10 protein-coding genes, 2 rRNA genes, 1 pseudogene and 1 riboswitch are annotated in these 20865 nt (G+C 42.8%); of the genes and pseudogenes, 12 read left to right on the top strand and 1 reads right to left on the bottom strand.

Features of this window, described 5'->3' with window-relative positions:
- Positions 1 to 4 precede the first annotated feature (4 nt).
- Positions 5 to 1543, top strand: a complete 1539-nt coding sequence (gene guaA / locus MKX76_RS18820; protein ID WP_341034434.1) for a glutamine-hydrolyzing GMP synthase — start codon at positions 5 to 7, stop codon at positions 1541 to 1543.
- Positions 1544 to 1702: 159 nt separating this feature from the next.
- Positions 1703 to 2659 carry a tyrosine-type recombinase/integrase gene (locus tag MKX76_RS18815; RefSeq protein ID WP_341034432.1) on the top strand — a complete coding sequence of 319 codons (957 nt, stop codon included), beginning with the start codon at positions 1703 to 1705 and terminating at the stop codon, positions 2657 to 2659.
- Positions 2660 to 3361: 702 nt separating this feature from the next.
- Here the strand turns inward: MKX76_RS18815 and MKX76_RS18810 are convergent.
- Positions 3362 to 4030, bottom strand: a complete 669-nt coding sequence (locus tag MKX76_RS18810; protein WP_341034431.1) for a hypothetical protein — start codon at positions 4028 to 4030, stop codon at positions 3362 to 3364.
- A gap of 745 nt (positions 4031 to 4775) precedes the next feature.
- Here MKX76_RS18810 and MKX76_RS18805 point away from each other — a divergent pair.
- The 10 genes and pseudogenes from MKX76_RS18805 (at position 4776) to MKX76_RS18760 (ending at position 20774) form a co-directional block, all read left to right on the top strand.
- Positions 4776 to 5930 carry a hypothetical protein gene (locus MKX76_RS18805; protein WP_341034430.1) on the top strand — a complete coding sequence of 385 codons (1155 nt, stop codon included), beginning with the start codon at positions 4776 to 4778 and terminating at the stop codon, positions 5928 to 5930.
- Between the two features lie 524 nt (positions 5931 to 6454).
- On the top strand, positions 6455 to 7549 hold the full coding sequence (locus MKX76_RS18800) for a PIN domain-containing protein (protein ID WP_341034429.1): 1095 nt from the start codon (positions 6455 to 6457) through the stop codon (positions 7547 to 7549).
- Between the two features lie 166 nt (positions 7550 to 7715).
- Positions 7716 to 8330 (top strand): recombinase family protein, encoded by a 615-nt coding sequence (locus tag MKX76_RS18795; RefSeq protein WP_341034428.1) that lies wholly within the window; start codon positions 7716 to 7718, stop codon positions 8328 to 8330.
- A 217-nt stretch (positions 8331 to 8547) separates the two neighbouring features.
- Positions 8548 to 9534 carry a hypothetical protein gene (locus MKX76_RS18790; protein WP_341034427.1) on the top strand — a complete coding sequence of 329 codons (987 nt, stop codon included), beginning with the start codon at positions 8548 to 8550 and terminating at the stop codon, positions 9532 to 9534.
- A 623-nt stretch (positions 9535 to 10157) separates the two neighbouring features.
- On the top strand, positions 10158 to 11015 hold the full coding sequence (locus MKX76_RS18785; protein WP_341034426.1) for a hypothetical protein: 858 nt from the start codon (positions 10158 to 10160) through the stop codon (positions 11013 to 11015).
- Between the two features lie 429 nt (positions 11016 to 11444).
- Positions 11445 to 12839, top strand: a complete 1395-nt coding sequence (locus MKX76_RS18780) for an ATP-binding protein (RefSeq protein WP_341034424.1) — start codon at positions 11445 to 11447, stop codon at positions 12837 to 12839.
- Between the two features lie 154 nt (positions 12840 to 12993).
- A pseudogene (locus tag MKX76_RS18775) lies at positions 12994 to 13176 on the top strand (GMP synthase (glutamine-hydrolyzing)); the annotation flags it as partial.
- A 274-nt stretch (positions 13177 to 13450) separates the two neighbouring features.
- Positions 13451 to 13549: riboswitch (purine riboswitch) on the top strand.
- Positions 13550 to 13762: 213 nt separating this feature from the next.
- Positions 13763 to 15133, top strand: coding sequence for an NCS2 family permease (locus tag MKX76_RS18770; RefSeq protein WP_007133020.1), 1371 nt, complete (start codon positions 13763 to 13765; stop codon positions 15131 to 15133).
- Between the two features lie 772 nt (positions 15134 to 15905).
- Positions 15906 to 17459 (top strand): 16S ribosomal RNA (locus MKX76_RS18765).
- 388 nt (positions 17460 to 17847) lie between these two features.
- Positions 17848 to 20774: ribosomal RNA gene (locus tag MKX76_RS18760) — 23S ribosomal RNA — on the top strand.
- Together the 16S and 23S rRNA genes form the textbook arrangement of a ribosomal RNA operon.
- The last annotated feature ends 91 nt before the right edge of the window (positions 20775 to 20865 follow it).

Genomic DNA, 20865 nt, shown 5'->3' with positions numbered 1-20865 from the left:
GGTAATGAATAAGCCTAATGAAATCATCGTTGTTTTGGACTTCGGTGGACAGTATAACCAACTTATAGCACGACGGATCCGCGATCTTGGCGTATATAGCGAGCTTTTGCCTTATAATACGTCCGTGGAGAAGATTAAGGAATTGGCACCGCGCGGGATTGTTTTTTCGGGAGGCCCTATGAGCGTTTATTCCGAAAATGCCCCGCATGTCGATCCTGCCATTTATGACCTGGGTGTTCCGATTTTCGGCATTTGCTACGGCATGCAGTTGATGGCCCACCAGCTGGACGGTAAAGTAGAGCGTGCTTCCAAGCGCGAGTACGGAAAGGCTGAGCTCGAATTTAATCCGAACACCACGCTCGTTAAGGGTCTGGAGCAGAAGCAGACCGTATGGATGAGCCACGGCGATCATGTGGTATCACTGCCAACCGGCTTCAAGCTGGATGCAGGTACGGAATCCGCTCCGATTGCTGCGATGAGCAACGAGGACAAGAAGCTGTACGCCGTGCAGTTCCATCCGGAAGTACGCCACTCCGTGCACGGGAATGAAATGATCAAAAACTTCCTTTATGAAGTATGTCAGTGCGAAGGCAACTGGAGCATGGAGACCTTTATCGACGACCAGGTTCGCGAAATCCGCGAAGTCGTCGGAGACCAGAAGGTGCTGTGCGCCCTGAGCGGCGGGGTTGACTCTTCCGTTGTGGCCATGCTGATTCATAAAGCGATCGGCGATCAGCTGACTTGCATGTTCATTGACCACGGCTTGCTGCGCAAGGGCGAGGCTGAGAGCGTGATGGAAACCTTCGTCGGCAAGTTCGATATGAAGGTCGTCAAGATCGATGCGCGCGACCGTTTTATGTCCAAGCTTAAGGGCGTGGATGATCCGGAGAAGAAGCGCAAAATTATCGGCAACGAGTTTATTTACGTATTTGACGAGGAATCCAGCAAATTCGACGATTTTGCATTCCTCGCTCAAGGCACGCTGTATACCGATATCGTTGAGAGCGGAACGGATACGGCGCATACCATCAAGTCCCACCATAACGTAGGCGGACTTCCTGAAGACATGAAGTTCAAGCTCATCGAGCCGCTGAAGGCCCTGTTTAAGGACGAGGTCCGCAAAGTCGGCGAGGAGCTTGGCCTGCCGGACGAGATCGTGCACCGTCAGCCGTTCCCCGGACCAGGACTCGCGATCCGCGTGCTTGGCGAAGTGACCGAGGAGAAGCTGAAGATTGTGCGGGATTCCGACTACATCCTGCGTGAAGAGATCGCGAAAGCCGGACTGGACCGCGAAATCTGGCAATATTTCACCGCGCTTCCGAACATGAAGAGCGTTGGCGTTATGGGCGACGCCCGTACGTATTCCTACACGGTCGGCATCCGTGCCGTAACCTCCATCGACGGCATGACGGCTGACTGGGCCCGCATTCCTTGGGATGTGCTCGAGAAGATTTCGGTGCGCATCGTCAACGAAGTGGAGAACGTCAACCGGATCGTGTATGACGTTACGTCCAAGCCGCCTGCAACGATCGAGTGGGAGTAGGAAAGAACAAATTAATGTCGTTAATCGCTTGGAACCCTTGATACATAAGGGTTTCGGGCGTTGGCGATATTGAGTCACGGTCTACACCTGCAACAATAGAGTGCAAAAAATTACTCTCTTTTATCTGCGTTATTTCGCAAATAGAAGGGAGTATTTTTTATGACTAAAATTCATGAGTTGATTGAGGATTTCAAGCTGAACCAAGAAATTTTGGGTAGGGAAAAGAGGTACGTTGATCTTTGTGTGTTCCGCTTGAACAGGTGGCAAAGGTTTACGGTTAAAGAGTTGGGTGTTACCGAGGCTGAGGAAGTGACGCAACTTCATATCAAGAAATACATACAAGAACGTCAGCGTGTCGGAAAAGAAGTCAACAGAACGATCAATAACAACATAGCCACGTTAAAGGTGTTTTTCCAATACTTAGTGAGCGAAGAGTTTATCGATGAGCAGAGTAACCCCATGCGGAGGATTAAGAACCTTAAAGAAGAAAAGACGGTAATTGTCACATTTAATGATGATGAGGTGTCGCGGATAATCAATGATCTCAAAGAAGAGACGTATTCCAATGTGAGGGACAAGCTCATTCTTATTATGCTCTTTGACACGGGTATAAGGGTTTCTGAGCTGTGCGGAATCAAAAATGATGATATAGCGCGGCGGCACATTCTAATTCATGGTAAAGGCTCTAAACAACGTCTGGTGTACATTAGCAATATCATGCGGAAATACATGAGAAAGTACGAAGTGCTAAGGCAGGAAAGGTTTAGGAAGAAACCACAAGATGAAATTGAGGAGTATTACTTCCTCGATCAATCGGCTGTTAGGCTATCCCGCTCCCGCATCAACAAGATTCTAAAAGAGCATTGCAACAACGCTGGCGTGAGAAAGGAAGTTAGATGTTCTCCGCATGATTGTCGCCACTACTTCGCACAGAAACAATTGAGAAATGGAATTGACATTTACAGTTTGAGCAGGCTGATGGGGCATTTTGATACTCAAATTACCTCGAAGTATTTAAGGGGGTTGGAGCAGGAGGATGTTTTGCATATTGGACGGCTACATAGTCCTCTGAACGGAGTGAAGATAAAGCAGAGTTCGAAGGAGGGGCTGAAATGATAAGGTCATTCATTGAACTGGATGATGCTACGAACAATAGGCTCCTGCAGATCGCCCAGCGCCATTGTAAGCTCGTTCTTGAACATTTTAGTGATAATGTACCCTCAGAACGTCGAGAAGCAATAAGGGCGGAAATTGTGCGTCTGAGAGGCGGACGTGACGCTTTAATGTCAATGCAAGGGGATTCCAGATGAAGGAGAAGCGATTATTGACCTCCAAAAGCAAAGACCACCTGTTTTAGTGGTCTTTAAAGTTCTTTTGTAACTCCTGTATTCTTAATTGGGTGATTGAATATTTCACGATGGCATTTGGCTAGATTCAATGCATACAGAGACAAGGCTCTCGTCAGAATGCTCCATATTGCTATCATTTCAACTTCTTAGCCCTTTCTATAATTATGATTTGAAACAGTTATGCAGTTGTTGTTATCCGAAACTGCCGCCGCTAAAGTCATCATCATTACCATTGAAAATCTTGTTGTACAATTCCTTTAATTCTGGCTGATAAAAGGTTAGCGTAAGAGAAATGCTAAACGCTGTGAGAACTAGTGTAGTTGGCTTTACTGATCCTTCTACCATCCACGATATAAGTACCCCAACAATAGCAGCAATGTTCCCGCAAAACATAAATACTCTCCATTGTTTTAGCACTGTGGCACACCTTCCCGTCGAGGTAAGACTCTGAATTGAATCGATATTTTATTTACAGTTTGCGCTTTTTACTAGATGGCTTTGTATGTATGGCTAGGTATTCTTTAGCCTTACAATCGTTAATTATTGTTTTGAAGGTTTCATCGTCTAGTAGCTTCTTTGCATCCTCACTACCGTACGTTTTGACAACGATGGGAATGTTTAGGTTTCTCCACAATCCAGACATTATCAAGAAATGTGGTGAATTGATGTATCTCCCTGCCTTCAAAGAAGCTTTCACCCAAGAGTTTACTTCCTCCATCCATTTGATTGCCTTAACTTCCTCATGACAAGCATAAACCTTCATTTCATATTCCTCTGGGGTCAACTTATGTTTTGCTGCTACATGTTTAATTAATGTTTTCCACTTCTTCGGTGGAATCCCCAATCTAGCTCGGTTTTTTTTATACCATTCAAAAGGGTTCATTGCTCTCTTTGACTCGTTAAACCTTCGAGCCAACATAATCATGTTGGCGTATGTATGACCACCGATACCGTACTTAAATACAACAGTTCCCCAAGACGTTGGAATGAAGTGGTCATACGTGGTGTTTTGGTGTTCACCAGTAAGACCACACTCACCTCCGAAATGACAATAAACCTTATCTAAATCAGATTTTCTTAAAGGATTTGGTACTTGCTTTAATAAGGATATTCTTTTGGAATATGAGGTTTTGAGCAAAAATATCTACCTCCTGTAGAGATAAACAATCAACACCATTATATTCGATGACTAGGTTATTGTAAAATTATGTAAAACCAAAGAAAGTACTCTGACAATAAGTCTCATTTTAGTATTAGGCTTAGTACAAATAAGGCTCACAATGAGAAAATAAAGATGTCTCTAGTGAACCTTAAAATACTAAATGCGCAACGATTCGCTCAGTGTTAGCTGATGCGCCAAAAGCTTCGCTTAGAATAATCAATTAGTTCTGTATGTGTCTGTGAGAGAAAACATAAAATCCGTTCTATGCCGCTCTTATATAATATTTAGTCCGGTGCTTAATGATTCAAATATGCTATTGATTATACTCAACTATTATATAAGGGTGGAGTAGAACGGGTTTTAGGAATCTTAACGTGAGATTAGTGAGAATGTTGCCATAACTATAGAACATGTAAGGGCAAAACATTGACCGACTCAACAACGAGTTGGTCTTTTTTTATGCCCAAAACTTCGTAGAGGTGGTGATCGGTTATGAGAGCAGAAAAGGATTTTTTCTTCTGTTACAACGCAAAATTAATGGGGTTTTTGAAGCGTAATGGGTTTAGTTACATTTGCTCTGCCTTGCATGAAAAGTCCGGTAATAAGTTCTGGTTGTTTCCTAGAAACGCAAAGTTACAAGCAAAGATTGACAGTTTTACTGGGTAGTTTTCGACAGCGGATATTGAAACATATGGGATTAATAGACAGGGGCGATGGCAATATGGCGAGAAAAAGAAAAGCATTTTTTACCGCAAACGAAATGAAAAAAATGATGAATGTAAGCAAGTTGCAAAGTTTCGTGTTCATGCCGAATGAAATCTATTCGGATTTCAGCAAGGGATTTGCTGATTTGAAAGAGGAAACAGATGCAACTGCAAGATCATCTCACGTTGCATATGCGTTTGGCTACACCTTCTTAGCTCACTATATGTGGAGATATGCAAATCACTATTATTGGGATAATGCAAAAGGAGCTTTGCCAATAAACGAAGGAATCATTAAGCAGTTATTGGGTTTTAATGCTAAATCGGAAGCTTACACCTATTTGACCAAAAACAAAACTGGTTTCTTGGAGCAGATCGGATACATCCGTAAAGTCACTGATAAGCCAATTGCCTATTATTACGAAGATGAAGATTGTATAGACCTTGCATTTACAATGGAGAGTGAATCTGCTTCTCCCCAAAAGATCAATCACAAAGCTTGGAAGGTAGCGATGCCAGTAAAAGGTATTTGGAGGACACCAGAAGATGAAACTAATCCAGAAGTCAAGTATCCTACTAGTACAATCCATTTATTTGGTAATACGCACATCGTTGAAATGGAAACATTCATATACTGCATCACCCATCCAGAATTAGGTATCGAAGGATTCTATCTGTATTGTTTCTTGCGGAAACAGTACGATAAATTTCGTATGGGTTATGACTGTTCTAAGAGGCGCATGGCTCAACTCACTGGCCTTTCCATTGACGAAGTAAAATGCCAATTGGAAAACTTAGAGAGATACAACATGATTACAAATGACCACAAACCTTGGTGTCCAGATAAGCCAGATGATAAAGACCCAAAAGCAAACACTTACACGGTCCTCGATTACTCAGATTTTGCACAGAACGTGATGCAAATGAACATTATTCCAAAACAACAAAGGGTATCAGCGGAAGAATATGAACGTATGATTGGGTGGACAAACGAAAAAGAGATTGATGGTAACGTTATCGACATAAAAACAGGTGAAGTAATTCGGAAACTGAACGTTGATGATGAAGTTGATGATATGGATGATATCGATTTTGAAGTTTTCCTAAAATGGGGGGGGGACGAATGTATATTAGGGTCAAGTGGCGTAAACGCAATAATGGTGAGAGGATAGCATATTTGTATTTATGTGAGAGCAAGAGATTTGAGGGGAAAGTAACGAATACTCAGAGATACCTATTTAGCATCAAGCAACATGATTTGCTGGGGGGGATTTCAAGGTTAAAGCATTCACTGAGGAATTGAGTGCTGAGGAAGCTGTTAAGCAAATGATCGAGAAAAAGGTAAACACCTTGACTGAGAAATCAAGCACCGCTCAGTGATTGTAACTGAGCGGCTACAATTACATAGTCTATGGATGCGATAATATGTATGGAGCTAACCAAGGTATCAAGTAAATAACAAGAAATTGTATCAAGGCTTTTCGTATCGTAAAATATGATGTATGAGTTATTGGATAGGAGTGTACCAGTCGAGACGGAATCAATAGATTGTCTAGTCACTGTAAACCTATCCCTGCCCCGCTCCTCTTTGGTAATAAAACTGGTATTAATTACTCGATAAGAGAATCCTACTTTCATAGATTTGACAGTGTGCACATGGTATAATTTTACTTAACTTTTATCATAGGGGTAACTAATGAACATTTTTTTAGATACAACTAATTTCTATGACGATCCATTTCTCAAAAAAATATATAATGACAAGCTCATAAAAATATGCGAAGAGAATGGACTTGTGTTGTACGTATCTAGGGTAGTCTTAGATGAAGCAAAGGCTTTGTATAAACGAAAATTAGAGGAACAGATTAAAAAGTTAAAGGAAACTTTGGTGGAGTACAATCAAGTTCCCAATATAGAGCCTTTAACTATTACGCTTCCAGATGTTCAGCACGCAATGGAGCAATTTGATACCCATTATTGTGAACTTGAAGCTAGAGGTGTAATAAGCATTGTTGAAATTGACAAAGAGCTATTACCCGAGCTTATTAGACGGTCAATACATCGAATTAAGCCTTTCACAGAAAACAAACAGGAATTTAGGGATGCTGTGATATGGTTATCATATGCGAAGATTGCAGAAGTTGAGAATTTAGAAGACTGTGTCTTAATAACAGCGAATGTCAGTGACTATGCCCATAATAACAAGCTTCATCCTGATCTACAGGGTGACTCTAAAAGATTTAGACGGTTTTTTAAGAATACTCACGGTATTATACACTCAGAGGAGTTTAAGCCTTATAAAACTAATTATGAACTTCAACAGTGGGTAGAAAACAATTCAAGTTCTGTAACTAATGCAGAATTATTGGAGCTATTGAATACAGATCAGAATGTTGATATTTTTTATTATAATATAAGTGATATCGTTGGGGATTATAGCCCGTCTGATGTTGATGATGATTTCTATGACCCAGGTTATGTTGAAATGAATGGTATAACAATTGGTAGTTTGTTATCCTTCAGCTTTGATGTGGTTGGTGCAGATATCTTATTAACAGGTTATTTAGAAGTAATTGCTAGTGTTGAAGCTAGTACCGATATGACCGAAGGTGATTACTACCACCATGATGAGGTAGAAATTGTGTATGAAGTTCAGTTTACTGCTAAATATGATTATCAGACAAAAGAAATTGACTCATTAGAGGTAGATGATCATTGGAGAACTAGAACTATAAACAATACGGTAAAAGAGATCGAGTATGATCCAGATGAATACGATGACCGATTTTAATTTGGGAGTGCCTAACGGCACTCTTTTTCATTGCGAAAAGTACACATTTTGACATAGATAATAATACCTCCATTAAGCTGTTTCAGAAGATGTCAATAATACATATGAAATATTTCAAAAATGTATTATACTTATTGAAACAACATTCATTATCTGGGGTGCTATCATGAAACTTGGATATGTTCGTGTTTCAACAAAGGAACAAAACACTGATAGGCAAATTAAGAAAATGTACGAACTAGGAATCGAAGAGAGATACATATTCATTGATAAGCAATCGGGGAAAGACTTTAACCGACCTCAGTATCAAGCTATGCGGCTTGTTATTCGAGAAGGAGATTTGCTCTACCTTGATTCTCTTGACCGTCTAGGACGCGATTATGACGGTATTATAGCTGAATGGAAGTACATAACGAGAGAGGTTAATGCTGACATTGTTGTGCTTGAAAACGAATCTTTATTTGATAGTCGTAAATTCAAGACAATGGGTGACCTAGGCAAATTGTTAGAAGATCAATTTTTGAGTATGCTGTCTTATGTTGCTGAACAAGAACGCAAGAAAACGAAACAACGCCAAGCTGAGGGTATTGAGGTTGCTCAAAAGAAGGGTGTTAAATTCGGTCGACCTAAGAGAGAGATCTCAAAGGAGTTCATTGTTGTATACGAACAATGGAAGAATGGAGGAATTACAGCGGTTCAAGCAATGCAAAAGGTTGGGATGAAGCCTAATACTTTTTATAGAAGGGTTAGTGAGTATGAAGGAAAGCGAAGCATTCGTTAAACTCCCTTGAAAATATAATGAATCAGTGAGATTTATGTTTGAGAGAAAGAGATTGATAAGATTGATTTAGAAAGCAAAGGATATGAAAATACCAGAGTCTTGATGCCGCACTCGTTGGCTATACCTTACAACTATGGTTGGGAGTGGCTTATTTCTTCTGATAGGAACGCATCTCGAACAACATTATTGCGACTTTATAGATTGGTGGCGAAATTAAATGGAAAATAGAAAGTATATCATCAAAGAAAAAGCATTTATTGATGTTTGGGATAAGTACGATAACGTAGAAGAGATTAATGGTGTAGAAAAGTGTTTCGAATTTTTGAATGATTTGATTTCAGTAACAGAAGGGCAAGTGATAGTCGATCATTTTTCTGGAAGTAATTATGACCATATTCAAAGAGTCGAATTGGTAGGAAAATGCGTATATATATATTGGAAGGATTTTGAAGAAAAGCCTTTGGCTGAAGATTGGATGTCCGAGATTTTCGGCTATGCTACATATATGTATACTATCTGTAATTTAAGAAAAATAAAGATACTAAACTTAAAAGGACATTTGTATATACTTTTCTTGCCTAATGTAATATCGCTGAAACAAGCAAAAAACTTACTAGGTATATCTAGTCTTCAAGAAGGCAAAGAGATTCTTGTGGCAGAAGATTCGGACACATTTTCTACAAGTCTGAGATTTCTTAAAGATGGAAAATTACATGAATGTACACTGTTCTCGTACCCCTTCTTCAGCTTTTTGATTCAACCAAAAGAGAATAACACTAACGCTGGAGTTTCAGGGAAGATACTCATGTACGAGACGTTAGCTTACACTGAACAAAGAATTAATCAAGTAAACATAGCACTTAGTTTATCGGATGAGCATGATTATGATGAAATTCAAAGTATTGGGAATAGGCTTAGAACAATACTAGAGTCAATAGTGAAATACTACTGTTTATACATGGATTATTCACTACCAAAGAAAGATAACTACGGGAGTAATATGCTGGGTGAATTGAGAAAACATCTTGTAAAGAACAATGATGATATTGTTGATCGTTTCTCACAAGAAGTAATTACATCTGCAAACAATTATTCTCATGATATTGGAATAATTTACACAAAGGATGATACAAAGAAATTGCTACAAAGTATTCATGAGATATTATTAGAAGTTGGCAACAAGATCGAAAACAAAGAATATTGATCAAATGCTTATTTCTATCTCGGTGTTTAAGGCTATGGATGTAAATATGACGGTATCATTGCCGAATGAAGGTACAGACATTGTTATACTTGACAACGAGTCATTTCGATAGTCTTTTAAGACGATTGGTGATCTTGGAGAGATTTTTGAGAATTATTTTTTATGCTGTCTGCTGTCTAACGTGGCTGAGCAAGAGCGGAAGAAAATAAAGCAACGACAAGCAAAGGGAATTGAGGTTGCCTAGAAAAAAGGTATTTAATTTGGACGACCTAAGAGAGAGGTTACTAAAGAGTTTATAGCAGTTTATGATAAATGGAAGGATGGAGCGAATACAGCGGTTCAAGCTATGAAGGAAGTCGGAATGAAGCCTAACACTTTCTATAGAAGGGTCAATGAATATGAGATGGCAAACAAAGTATCCACCTAGGCTAGGATGCTTTGTTTCTTTATGGGGGAATAATAATTCATAATGTTAAACTGTTTCCAAGGGGATGCAGGAATACCTTTAGTTGGGAGGGGAATTATTTTGGGGTACTTTCATTTTGACCCACGAGATATGATTACAGGTCTATACATAACTTGTCCTAATTGCAATGGGGAAACATTCGGGATATTGTCTATTTATGACACCTCTTACACTAGAAGATGTAGGAGCTGTTTGTACCCAAAAGGTAATGAACGATCTGTGTCTTCCGCGCTTCCAAAGTTTAAACAAGAAGATCATCTACTTAGATCAGTTCGCAATTAGCAATATGATGAAAGTGTTGAATCCAAAGACTAAAGCAAACAAAAAGGGAATCGATGAATTTTGGCTACGGTTGTTTGAAAAATTAGATAGTTTATCAAAGTTACAGCTAATTGTCTGTCCCGATTCTGAATACCATGATAGTGAATCCCAAGTTACAGCATTCTATAAAGAGTTAAAGAGAATGTATGAGCTATTAAGCCATGGAAAAACATTCGATGATAAAGAAACAATCAAGAATTTTCAATTACAAGAACACTTCACTAATTGGTTGGTTGGTAAAAACTCTATTGCTCTTGATCTTGATATAGAAGAGATTATACACGGGAGCATAAATTCCTGGACAAGTAAGTTTATTATTTCAGTTAATCGTGAGATAAATATGGAAGCCATTGAAGCACTGCTAGAGCATAGAACTCAGTCCTATTCTGCAATAGAGGGCGTATTTCGGTTGTGGAGTGAATCGAAAAATACGGACTTCAATTATTGGTACAAGAATGAAGTTGAAGCGTTTGGTAAAGGCACACTCAATATGTATTTTAAGCACCAGCTAAAGTTGTACGAAGTATGGAATAATCCCGAACTTGATGATTTTGAGGATTATGAAGCACTTCTACCTTCTTCATCCGTTAGGCATGTCAACATGATGTTGAAGGTATTGGGTGAACATGGCGTGGAAGATGAACTATTGAAATTGTCAAAAATCGAAGTATTTCAAAACAGCCAATTTCGATAACTTGCCTTTTTTACATTTGTCAGCCTCATTGTTTGCATCGATTGCACGTAAAGCCGCGGCAGGTAGAAAGAAACCGCCTAATAGGTGGACGGTAAATGATATTGAAATGATTTCAACATTTCTGCCTTATTGTGATGCAATGTTCATTGATAACGAGTGTGCAAGTTACTTAAACGAAAAGCCTTTGGTTGATAAAATTGGTTTTCACACAAAAATATTCTCTCAATCGAAAAGAGAAGAATTTATGCAATTCCTAGATGAAATTGAACAAAGTGCTTCCCAAGAACATAAAAACGCCGTATGTAACCCTATATAAACCTACCAAGTAAAGACAGAAAAGTTATTCGAATGGGGGCATTAGTCAGTTTTTATTGCAGGTTAATAGTGGTGAGATTAATTATAGATCATTATTTTTTGAAGGGGATTAATATGTATAATTCTTTAGAAAAATTTTTTGAATTAGTTGAAAAGGGGACGGAGAATAATAAATGGGATTATAAAAGAGATATTCATATTAATCCAAATAACTCATTTGCAAATTTATTAAAGGATATTTTAGCATTTGCAAATAGTGGGGGTGGCTGGCTAGTCTTAGGTGTTGATGATGATTGTAGCATACAGGGTGTAGAAAATAAGATCGATCCAACATCACTAGGTCAAAAAATATTAAGTATAACTGGTGAGCAAATAATTTTTGATTTAAATTACTATACTATTCATACAGAATCAGAAAAAATAGTTGGATTATTGTATCTTTATGATTCTGAAAAAATTTTAGTTTCACCAGTAGATTTTTATAATGATAAAGGAAAACCGATAGTTAGTGAAAATACTGTTTATTATCGTAGAAACGCTAGTTCGATTAAAGCAAATATAGATGATTTAAATTCCCTTATCTATAAAATAAGTAAGCTAGGTAAATATGAACTTAAAAAAGAAGACATAAAATTCTTAGAAAATAAAAAGTCAGAGTATTCATTATTAAAAGAAGAAGATGACTTTTATAGAGGCGAATTTAAGTTTAGTGTTTCTAAATTTGCTGATAAATTAAACACTATTATTAATTTTTATCAAGATAAATATACTAAATATGAAATAGGAATTTTGTTAGGTTTTGAGATTAATGCTATTGATGATTATTTTGAAGGTAAGAGATTTCCTAAACTAGAGCATTTATTACGTGCTGTTGAGATATTTGATTTACCACATGATTACTTTTTCCAAACTACAATGAATATGAATAAACCATTCATACAGAATCCTTTGATAACACATGTAATATTAGAAAAAACTGAAGATAAATTAGGATTGTTTAGTTACGGTTTTGGTAACGCTGTTAGAAAAATATTCAGTGATACAGCAAAAGAGTTTTCTTACTTTAAAAAATGGTTATTTTGTGATGATAGAGAAAAATTAAAACCAAATGAAGATGAATGGAGAACGTTGATTAATGAAAATTTGATTATGTATGAAAACTATGAGAGATGTTTAGAAAATGTTAGTGAAGCGTCATACAATAAATTTAAAAAGCATTTAAGTACTCAATACTATAAGGAAATAGAAAGAACACCAGCTGCAGACGAAAGATACCTCAACGAAAAAATTATTACTAATCTAACATATAGTGATACTGAATTTGTATGTAAGTTTATTTCAGAATTAATTAGAGATATAAATATAAAAGATGGGGAAATTTTTATAGAGTATAATTTCTTGTACGAAGTACAAAATAAACTAATTCGTCATAGAACATATGATAGTAAAAATATGAAAGTGATTTTTAGCGGTGAACAAACATTGGATGAGTTAGTAGTGGATATATAGTGGTTCTGGCTAAAGGGATGATTGGCTGAAAGTAGCTAACGAGTTGACTGATTAGTTACTAGCATATAAATACAATATAAGTTGATAACAATGGTTTTACCCGCTACAATTGATATACAAAAACAACGCAATAATTGAATAGTAATTTACTCTATTTAAGTACACTGTAGGTATCCGTGCCGTAACCTCCATCGACGGCATGACGGCTGACTGGGCCCGCATTCCTTGGGATGTGCTCGAGAAGATTTCGGTGCGCATCGTCAACGAAGTGGAGAACGTCAACCGGATCGTGTATGACGTTACGTCCAAGCCGCCTGCAACGATCGAGTGGGAGTAGGAGTACTCCGGGAGATCGAACGATATAAACCGATTCGTTGAAGTCGAGAGACGAAAAGGATGAAAGTGAACACCTCTGCTACCGGGGATATCAGGTTATGATATGCCTTGATGGCAGGGGTGTTTTTTTACAAATAGTTCTGTCGACCCACAATGATTATGGATTTCTCCCCAAATCCCGAACATTACTTTAAATTAACAAGTGTAATATTCGTTTTTGTTATTGACAAGCTTGGGCATCTCGTCCTAGAATATGAGTAGAAATCGACACGACAACAACAAATAACGAGCTTTTTCGTATAATCCCGGGAATGGGCCCGGGAGTCTCTACAGGTCACCGTAATGATCTTGCTACGAAAAGAGGAGCGGCAATATAATGCGGACACGTACTGCGTTTCTAAAGCCGGCTGTCACTGTCAGGAAAGATGCTTTCCGGCAGTGCGCCCGGTTTTCACGAAGCGATTGTTAGCCTGTGTTCCGATGGCTATTGTTTTGCGGCTCTTTTTTCCAAGCAGCGGCCCTGGGGATTTATCCTTAGGGTCTATTTGTTGTTGCGGGTCATTAATTTTAAGGGGGATATCTCTATAATGGAGCGTTTCTTTAAGCTAAAGGAACACGGAACAACAGTAAGAACCGAGATTATCGCTGGCCTTACGACGTTTATGACGATGGCCTACATCCTGCTTGTTAACAACCTGTTTCTCGGTCCTAACGGGGCAGGCATTCCGCAGGAAGGCGTCTTCTTCGCGACTGCGGTCGGTGCGGGACTCGTAACGATGGCGATGGGCTTCTTCGTTAATATTCCGGTTGCGCTGGCGCCGGGTATGGGTTTGAATGCATATTTCATGACCGTCGTGCTGAGCTCGAATGGAGCCATTACATGGCAGGCTGCGCTCGGAGCCGTATTTATTTCAGGTATCGTCTTCATCATTCTGACGGTAACGAAGGTTCGCCAAATGCTGCTGACGGCCGTTCCGAATAACCTTAAAATTGCCATTACGGTCGGGATTGGCTTGTTTATTACCATTGTCGGATTGAAGCTCGGCAATCTGGTTACCGTGTCGATCAACCCGGGTACGGATGTTAGCCAGCCGGTACCGGGAGGCGCGTTTAATATGGGCCTTGGGAACTTCGTTGAGCACAAGGACACGCTGCTTGCTCTGATCGGGCTGTTCCTGATTGCGATTCTTATGGTGATGAAGCTGAAGGGCGCTTTGCTGATCGGTATCGTGCTGACAACATTGATCGGTATTCCGATGGGCGTAACCGACCTGTCCAGTCTTAGCACCGCAAGCTGGATTCCATCCTTTGATAATTTGGCCGTTGGCCAGATGGATCTGAAAGGCGCGCTCGGAATCGGGCTCATCGAGGTCATTTTTATCTTCACGTTCGTTGAACTGTTTGATACCTTCGGTACATTGGTCGGTACTGCAGGCCGTGCAGGATTGCTCAAGAATAAAGAAGAAGGCGAGAAAAAGCTGGGTAAAGCGATGCTCGTCGATGCGGGCGGCGTGAGTGCCGGCGCATTCCTTGGTACAAGTACAATTACGGCATTCGTAGAGAGCACCTCCGGTGTTGCCGAAGGCGGACGTACCGGTCTGACGGCCGTAACGACAGGCGTGCTGTTCATTCTTGCGCTGTTCCTGGCTCCACTTGCTCTGGTTGTTCCTTCTGCTGCTACGGCTCCGGCGCTTGTCGTTGTCGGCGTGCTGATGATGAGCCAGGTTCGTGATATTGAATGGGATGATTTCATGCAAGCCTTCCCTGCATTCCTGACCATCATCCTGATGCCGTTCACGGGCGGAATCGCCAACGGGATTTCGGCGGGGATCATTGCTTACGTCGTACTTGCCGTATTCGGTAAGCTGACAGGGCGCACCGACACGAAGGTGCACTGGCTGATGTGGATTCTGTTCGTGATCATCTTGGTTCGTTACGCGTTCCTCGGGGCCGAATAATCATTCGTCAATTACGCATAATAAAACCGTCTCTTATTTATATAGAGGCGGTTTTTTGTTTTATATTTTTTATATTTTTTCAATTTTTCATCAGGACCGGTTGCTTCTTCACACGTTTATTAATTAGCAGCGGTTCGATTCCTAAACGTTTGTTTTGCCGAGACATCACCATACGTTGGCTCTGTCCCCGAGCCCGTTCATCATTTAAATAGAAGCTTAGCTGGTGGATGTACGAACAAATCTTATTATTAATGAAGAGGTCAGGCTGTATTATATGCCGTATGATGAAGCGAGGGACGATTACTAATGATCCTCCATATAGCCCAGTTGGCGGATTACTTTGTATCGGTATAGGTGTATTGAAACTCCATTTATAATTATTTTAAAAAAATGCTTGCATTCTTTCTTGAAGATGTGTTATATTCTATTTCCGGCCGAGAAAAAGGCAGGGACAACATTTGAATCACAAGCTGAAATGAATGAACGAAAAATTAAATTCAAAAAAAGCTTGCAAAACTCAAATGGATGTGGTATATTATAAGAGTTGCTGATGCGAACTAGATTTGCCGGTAACGAAAAGGTTGATCTTTGAAAACTGAACAACGAGTGAGTAAAACGAACCGCTTCGGCGGGGAGTTACAATAGAGAATTGAACAAATTCTCGTCAGTTTTTCTAAATGAGCTTAATCGCTCTTTCAAGACTCACCAGATTTGATTCACTCATCCGAGTGGAACCCAAATCCGGCGAGGTCGATCGTCCTTCGGACGATCTTTATTGGAGAGTTTGATCCTGGCTCAGGACGAACGCTGGCGGCGTGCCTAATACATGCAAGTCGAGCGGAGCTGATGGAGTGCTTGCACTCCTGATGCTTAGCGGCGGACGGGTGAGTAACACGTAGGCAACCTGCCCTCAAGACTGGGATAACTACCGGAAACGGTAGCTAATACCGGATAATTAAATCCGCTGCATGGCGGAGTTATGAAAGGCGGAGCAATCTGTCACTTGAGGATGGGCCTGCGGCGCATTAGCTAGTTGGTGAGGTAACGGCTCACCAAGGCGACGATGCGTAGCCGACCTGAGAGGGTGAACGGCCACACTGGGACTGAGACACGGCCCAGACTCCTACGGGAGGCAGCAGTAGGGAATCTTCCGCAATGGGCGAAAGCCTGACGGAGCAACGCCGCGTGAGTGATGAAGGTTTTCGGATCGTAAAGCTCTGTTGCCAGGGAAGAACGTCTCATAGAGTAACTGCTATGAGAGTGACGGTACCTGAGAAGAAAGCCCCGGCTAACTACGTGCCAGCAGCCGCGGTAATACGTAGGGGGCAAGCGTTGTCCGGAATTATTGGGCGTAAAGCGCGCGCAGGCGGTTCTTTAAGTCTGGTGTTTAAACCCGAGGCTCAACTTCGGGACGCACTGGAAACTGGGGAACTTGAGTGCAGAAGAGGAGAGTGGAATTCCACGTGTAGCGGTGAAATGCGTAGATATGTGGAGGAACACCAGTGGCGAAGGCGACTCTCTGGGCTGTAACTGACGCTGAGGCGCGAAAGCGTGGGGAGCGAACAGGATTAGATACCCTGGTAGTCCACGCCGTAAACGATGAATGCTAGGTGTTAGGGGTTTCGATACCCTTGGTGCCGAAGTTAACACATTAAGCATTCCGCCTGGGGAGTACGGTCGCAAGACTGAAACTCAAAGGAATTGACGGGGACCCGCACAAGCAGTGGAGTATGTGGTTTAATTCGAAGCAACGCGAAGAACCTTACCAAGTCTTGACATCCCTCTGAATCCCCTAGAGATAGGGGCGGCCTTCGGGACAGAGGAGACAGGTGGTGCATGGTTGTCGTCAGCTCGTGTCGTGAGATGTTGGGTTAAGTCCCGCAACGAGCGCAACCCTTGATCTTAGTTGCCAGCACTTCGGGTGGGCACTCTAAGGTGACTGCCGGTGACAAACCGGAGGAAGGTGGGGATGACGTCAAATCATCATGCCCCTTATGACTTGGGCTACACACGTACTACAATGGCTGGTACAACGGGAAGCGAAGCCGCGAGGTGGAGCCAATCCTAAAAAGCCAGTCTCAGTTCGGATTGCAGGCTGCAACTCGCCTGCATGAAGTCGGAATTGCTAGTAATCGCGGATCAGCATGCCGCGGTGAATACGTTCCCGGGTCTTGTACACACCGCCCGTCACACCACGAGAGTTTACAACACCCGAAGTCGGTGGGGTAACCCTTACGGGAGCCAGCCGCCGAAGGTGGGGTAGATGATTGGGGTGAAGTCGTAACAAGGTAGCCGTATCGGAAGGTGCGGCTGGATCACCTCCTTTCTATGGAGTACCTCGCTTCCGTAGCGAAGCGGTACAAATACGGTCAGCGTAAGCTGCCGGATAAATAGGCTTTACGAAGTAAAGTCGACCTACTCACTCGTTGGTCAGTTTTGAGAGTTCAACCTCTCATTTGATCCTTGAAAACTAGATAACGAAACGAATTTGCGTTTTAGAAATATCCTTCTCTAACGACTTGTGTCAAGTGATTGACCAAGAAGTGAAAGAGTAGCGTTAGAGCGAAAGATTCGTGACAGGTGATCCTTTGGAAGCTTGTTTCACCATTGAGTGGTTTTATCCAATTAGGAAACAAGCGGACAACAGAGCACATGGCACGAAACTGGAGCGATAGTTTATGCTTTCGAAGTTAGTTTCGCAAGCGAAACTTTGAGGTTAAGCTACTAAGAGCACACGGAGGATGCCTAGGCGCTAGGAGCCGATGAAGGACGTGGCGAACAACGATACTGCCTCGGGGAGCTGTAAGCAAGCTTCGATCCGGGGATGTCCGAATGGGGAAACCCAGCTGGTGTAATAGCCAGTTACCCGTATCTGAATACATAGGATGCGAGGAGGCATACCCAGGGAACTGAAACATCTAAGTACCTGGAGGAAGAGAAAACAAGAGTGATTCCGTCAGTAGCGGCGAGCGAACGCGGAACAGCCTAAACCAGAGAGCTTGCTCTCTGGGGTTGTGGGACGTCTCACATGGAGTTACAAAGGTTTAGATTAGACGAACAGGTCTGGAAAGGCCGGCCATAGAAGGTAAAAGCCCTGTAATCGAAAATGTGAACCCTCCGAGACGGATCCCGAGTAGTGCGGGGCACGTGAAACCCCGTATGAATCCAGCAGGACCATCTGCTAAGGCTAAATACTCCCTAGCGACCGATAGTGAAGCAGTACCGTGAGGGAAAGGTGAAAAGCACCCCGGAAGGGGAGTGAAATAGAACCTGAAACCGTGTGCTTACAAGAAGTCAGAGCCCGATCTATGGGTGATGGCGTGCCTTTTGTAGAATGAACCGGCGAGTTACGTTCCCATGCAAGGTTAAGGCGAGAAGCCGTAGCCGCAGCGAAAGCGAGTCTGAATAGGGCGCTTTAGTATGTGGACGTAGACCCGAAACCGTGTGATCTACCCCTGTCCAGGGTGAAGGTGCGGTAACACGCACTGGAGGCCCGAACCCACGTACGTTGAAAAGTGCGGGGATGAGGTGGGGGTAGCGGAGAAATTCCAATCGAACTCGGAGATAGCTGGTTCTCCCCGAAATAGCTTTAGGGCTAGCCTCGGAATGAAGAGTCGTGGAGGTAGAGCACTGATTGGGTGCGGGGCCCGCAAGGGTTACCAAGCTCAGTCAAACTCCGAATGCCATAGACTTATATCCGGGAGTCAGACAGTGAGTGCTAAGATCCATTGTCAAAAGGGAAACAGCCCAGACCATCAGCTAAGGTCCCCAAGTGTGTGTTAAGTGGGAAAGGATGTGGAGTTGCACAGACAACCAGGATGTTGGCTTAGAAGCAGCCACCATTTAAAGAGTGCGTAATAGCTCACTGGTCGAGTGACTCTGCGCCGAAAATGTAACGGGGCTAAACACACCACCGAAGCTATGGCTTGATGCTTGCATCAGGGGTAGGGGAGCGTTGTGTATGCGTTGAAGGTGTACCGTAAGGAGCGCTGGAGAGTACACAAGTGAGAATGCCGGTATGAGTAACGAAAAGATCAGTGAGAATCTGATCCGCCGAAAGCCCAAGGTTTCCTGAGGAAGGCTCGTCCGCTCAGGGTAAGTCGGGACCTAAGGCGAGGCCGAAAGGCGTAGTCGAAGGACAACAGGTTGAAATTCCTGTACCACCGTAAACCGTTATGAACGATGGGGTGACGCAGGAGGGTAGTGACGCGGACTGATGGATGTCCGTCCAAGCAGTGAGGCTGATGTGTAGGCAAATCCGCACATCGTAAGGCTGGGCTGTGATGGGGAGTGAAAATTACAGTAGCGAAGGTCATGATCTCACACTGCCAAGAAAAGCCTCTAGTCAGGTGAAGGTGCCCGTACCGCAAACCGACACAGGTAGGCGAGAAGAGAATTCTAAGGCGCGCGGAAGAACTCTCGTTAAGGAACTCGGCAAAATGACCCCGTAACTTCGGGAGAAGGGGTGCCTCGGTAGGGTGAATAGCCCGAGGGGGCCGCAGTGAAAAGGCCCAAGCGACTGTTTAGCAAAAACACAGGTCTGTGCGAAGCCGCAAGGCGAAGTATACGGGCTGACGCCTGCCCGGTGCTGGAAGGTTAAGGGGAGCGGTTAGGGGTTAAACCCGAAGCTGTGAACCGAAGCCCCAGTAAACGGCGGCCGTAACTATAACGGTCCTAAGGTAGCGAAATTCCTTGTCAGGTAAATTCTGACCCGCACGAATGGCGTAACGACTTGGGCGCTGTCTCAACGAGAGATCCGGTGAAATTTTAATACCTGTGAAGATGCAGGTTACCCGCGACAAGACGGAAAGACCCCATGGAGCTTTACTGCAGCTTGATATTGGATTTGGGTACGATCTGTACAGGATAGGTGGGAGCCTTTGAAGCATGAGCGCCAGCTTGTGTGGAGGCGACGTTGGGATACCACCCTGATCGTATCTAGGTTCTAACCTGGTACCGTGATCCGGTACGGGGACAGTGTCAGGCGGGCAGTTTGACTGGGGCGGTCGCCTCCTAAAGAGTAACGGAGGCGCCCCAAGGTTCCCTCAGAATGGTTGGAAATCATTCGAAGAGTGCAAAGGCATAAGGGAGCTTGACTGCGAGACCTACAAGTCGAGCAGGGACGAAAGTCGGGCTTAGTGATCCGGTGGTACCGCATGGAAGGGCCATCGCTCAACGGATAAAAGCTACCCTGGGGATAACAGGCTTATCTCCCCCAAGAGTCCACATCGACGGGGAGGTTTGGCACCTCGATGTCGGCTCATCGCATCCTGGGGCTGAAGTAGGTCCCAAGGGTTGGGCTGTTCGCCCATTAAAGCGGTACGCGAGCTGGGTTCAGAACGTCGTGAGACAGTTCGGTCCCTATCTGTCGTGGGCGTAGGAAATTTGAGAGGAGCTGTCCTTAGTACGAGAGGACCGGGATGGACGTACCGCTGGTGCACCAGTTGTTCCGCCAGGAGCATGGCTGGGTAGCTACGTACGGACGGGATAAGCGCTGAAAGCATCTAAGCGTGAAGCCCCCCTCAAGATGAGATTTCCCAGTATGTAAGACCCCTTGAAGACGACGAGGTAGATAGGTTGGAGGTGGAAGTGCAGCAATGCATGGAGCTGACCAATACTAATCGGTCGAGGGCTTATCCTAAAAGTTTTCCAAAGGAAAACTCACTTCGGAAGCGTTACGCTTTGCATCGGAGGAGTACTTTGGGACAATGCTACGGATTCTAAACAACGCA

Source organism: Paenibacillus sp. FSL R5-0810 (assembly GCF_038002285.1).
Taxonomy (GTDB): domain Bacteria; phylum Bacillota; class Bacilli; order Paenibacillales; family Paenibacillaceae; genus Paenibacillus_AQ; species Paenibacillus_AQ lactis.
This window is presented reverse-complemented; position numbering and strand designations above follow the sequence as displayed.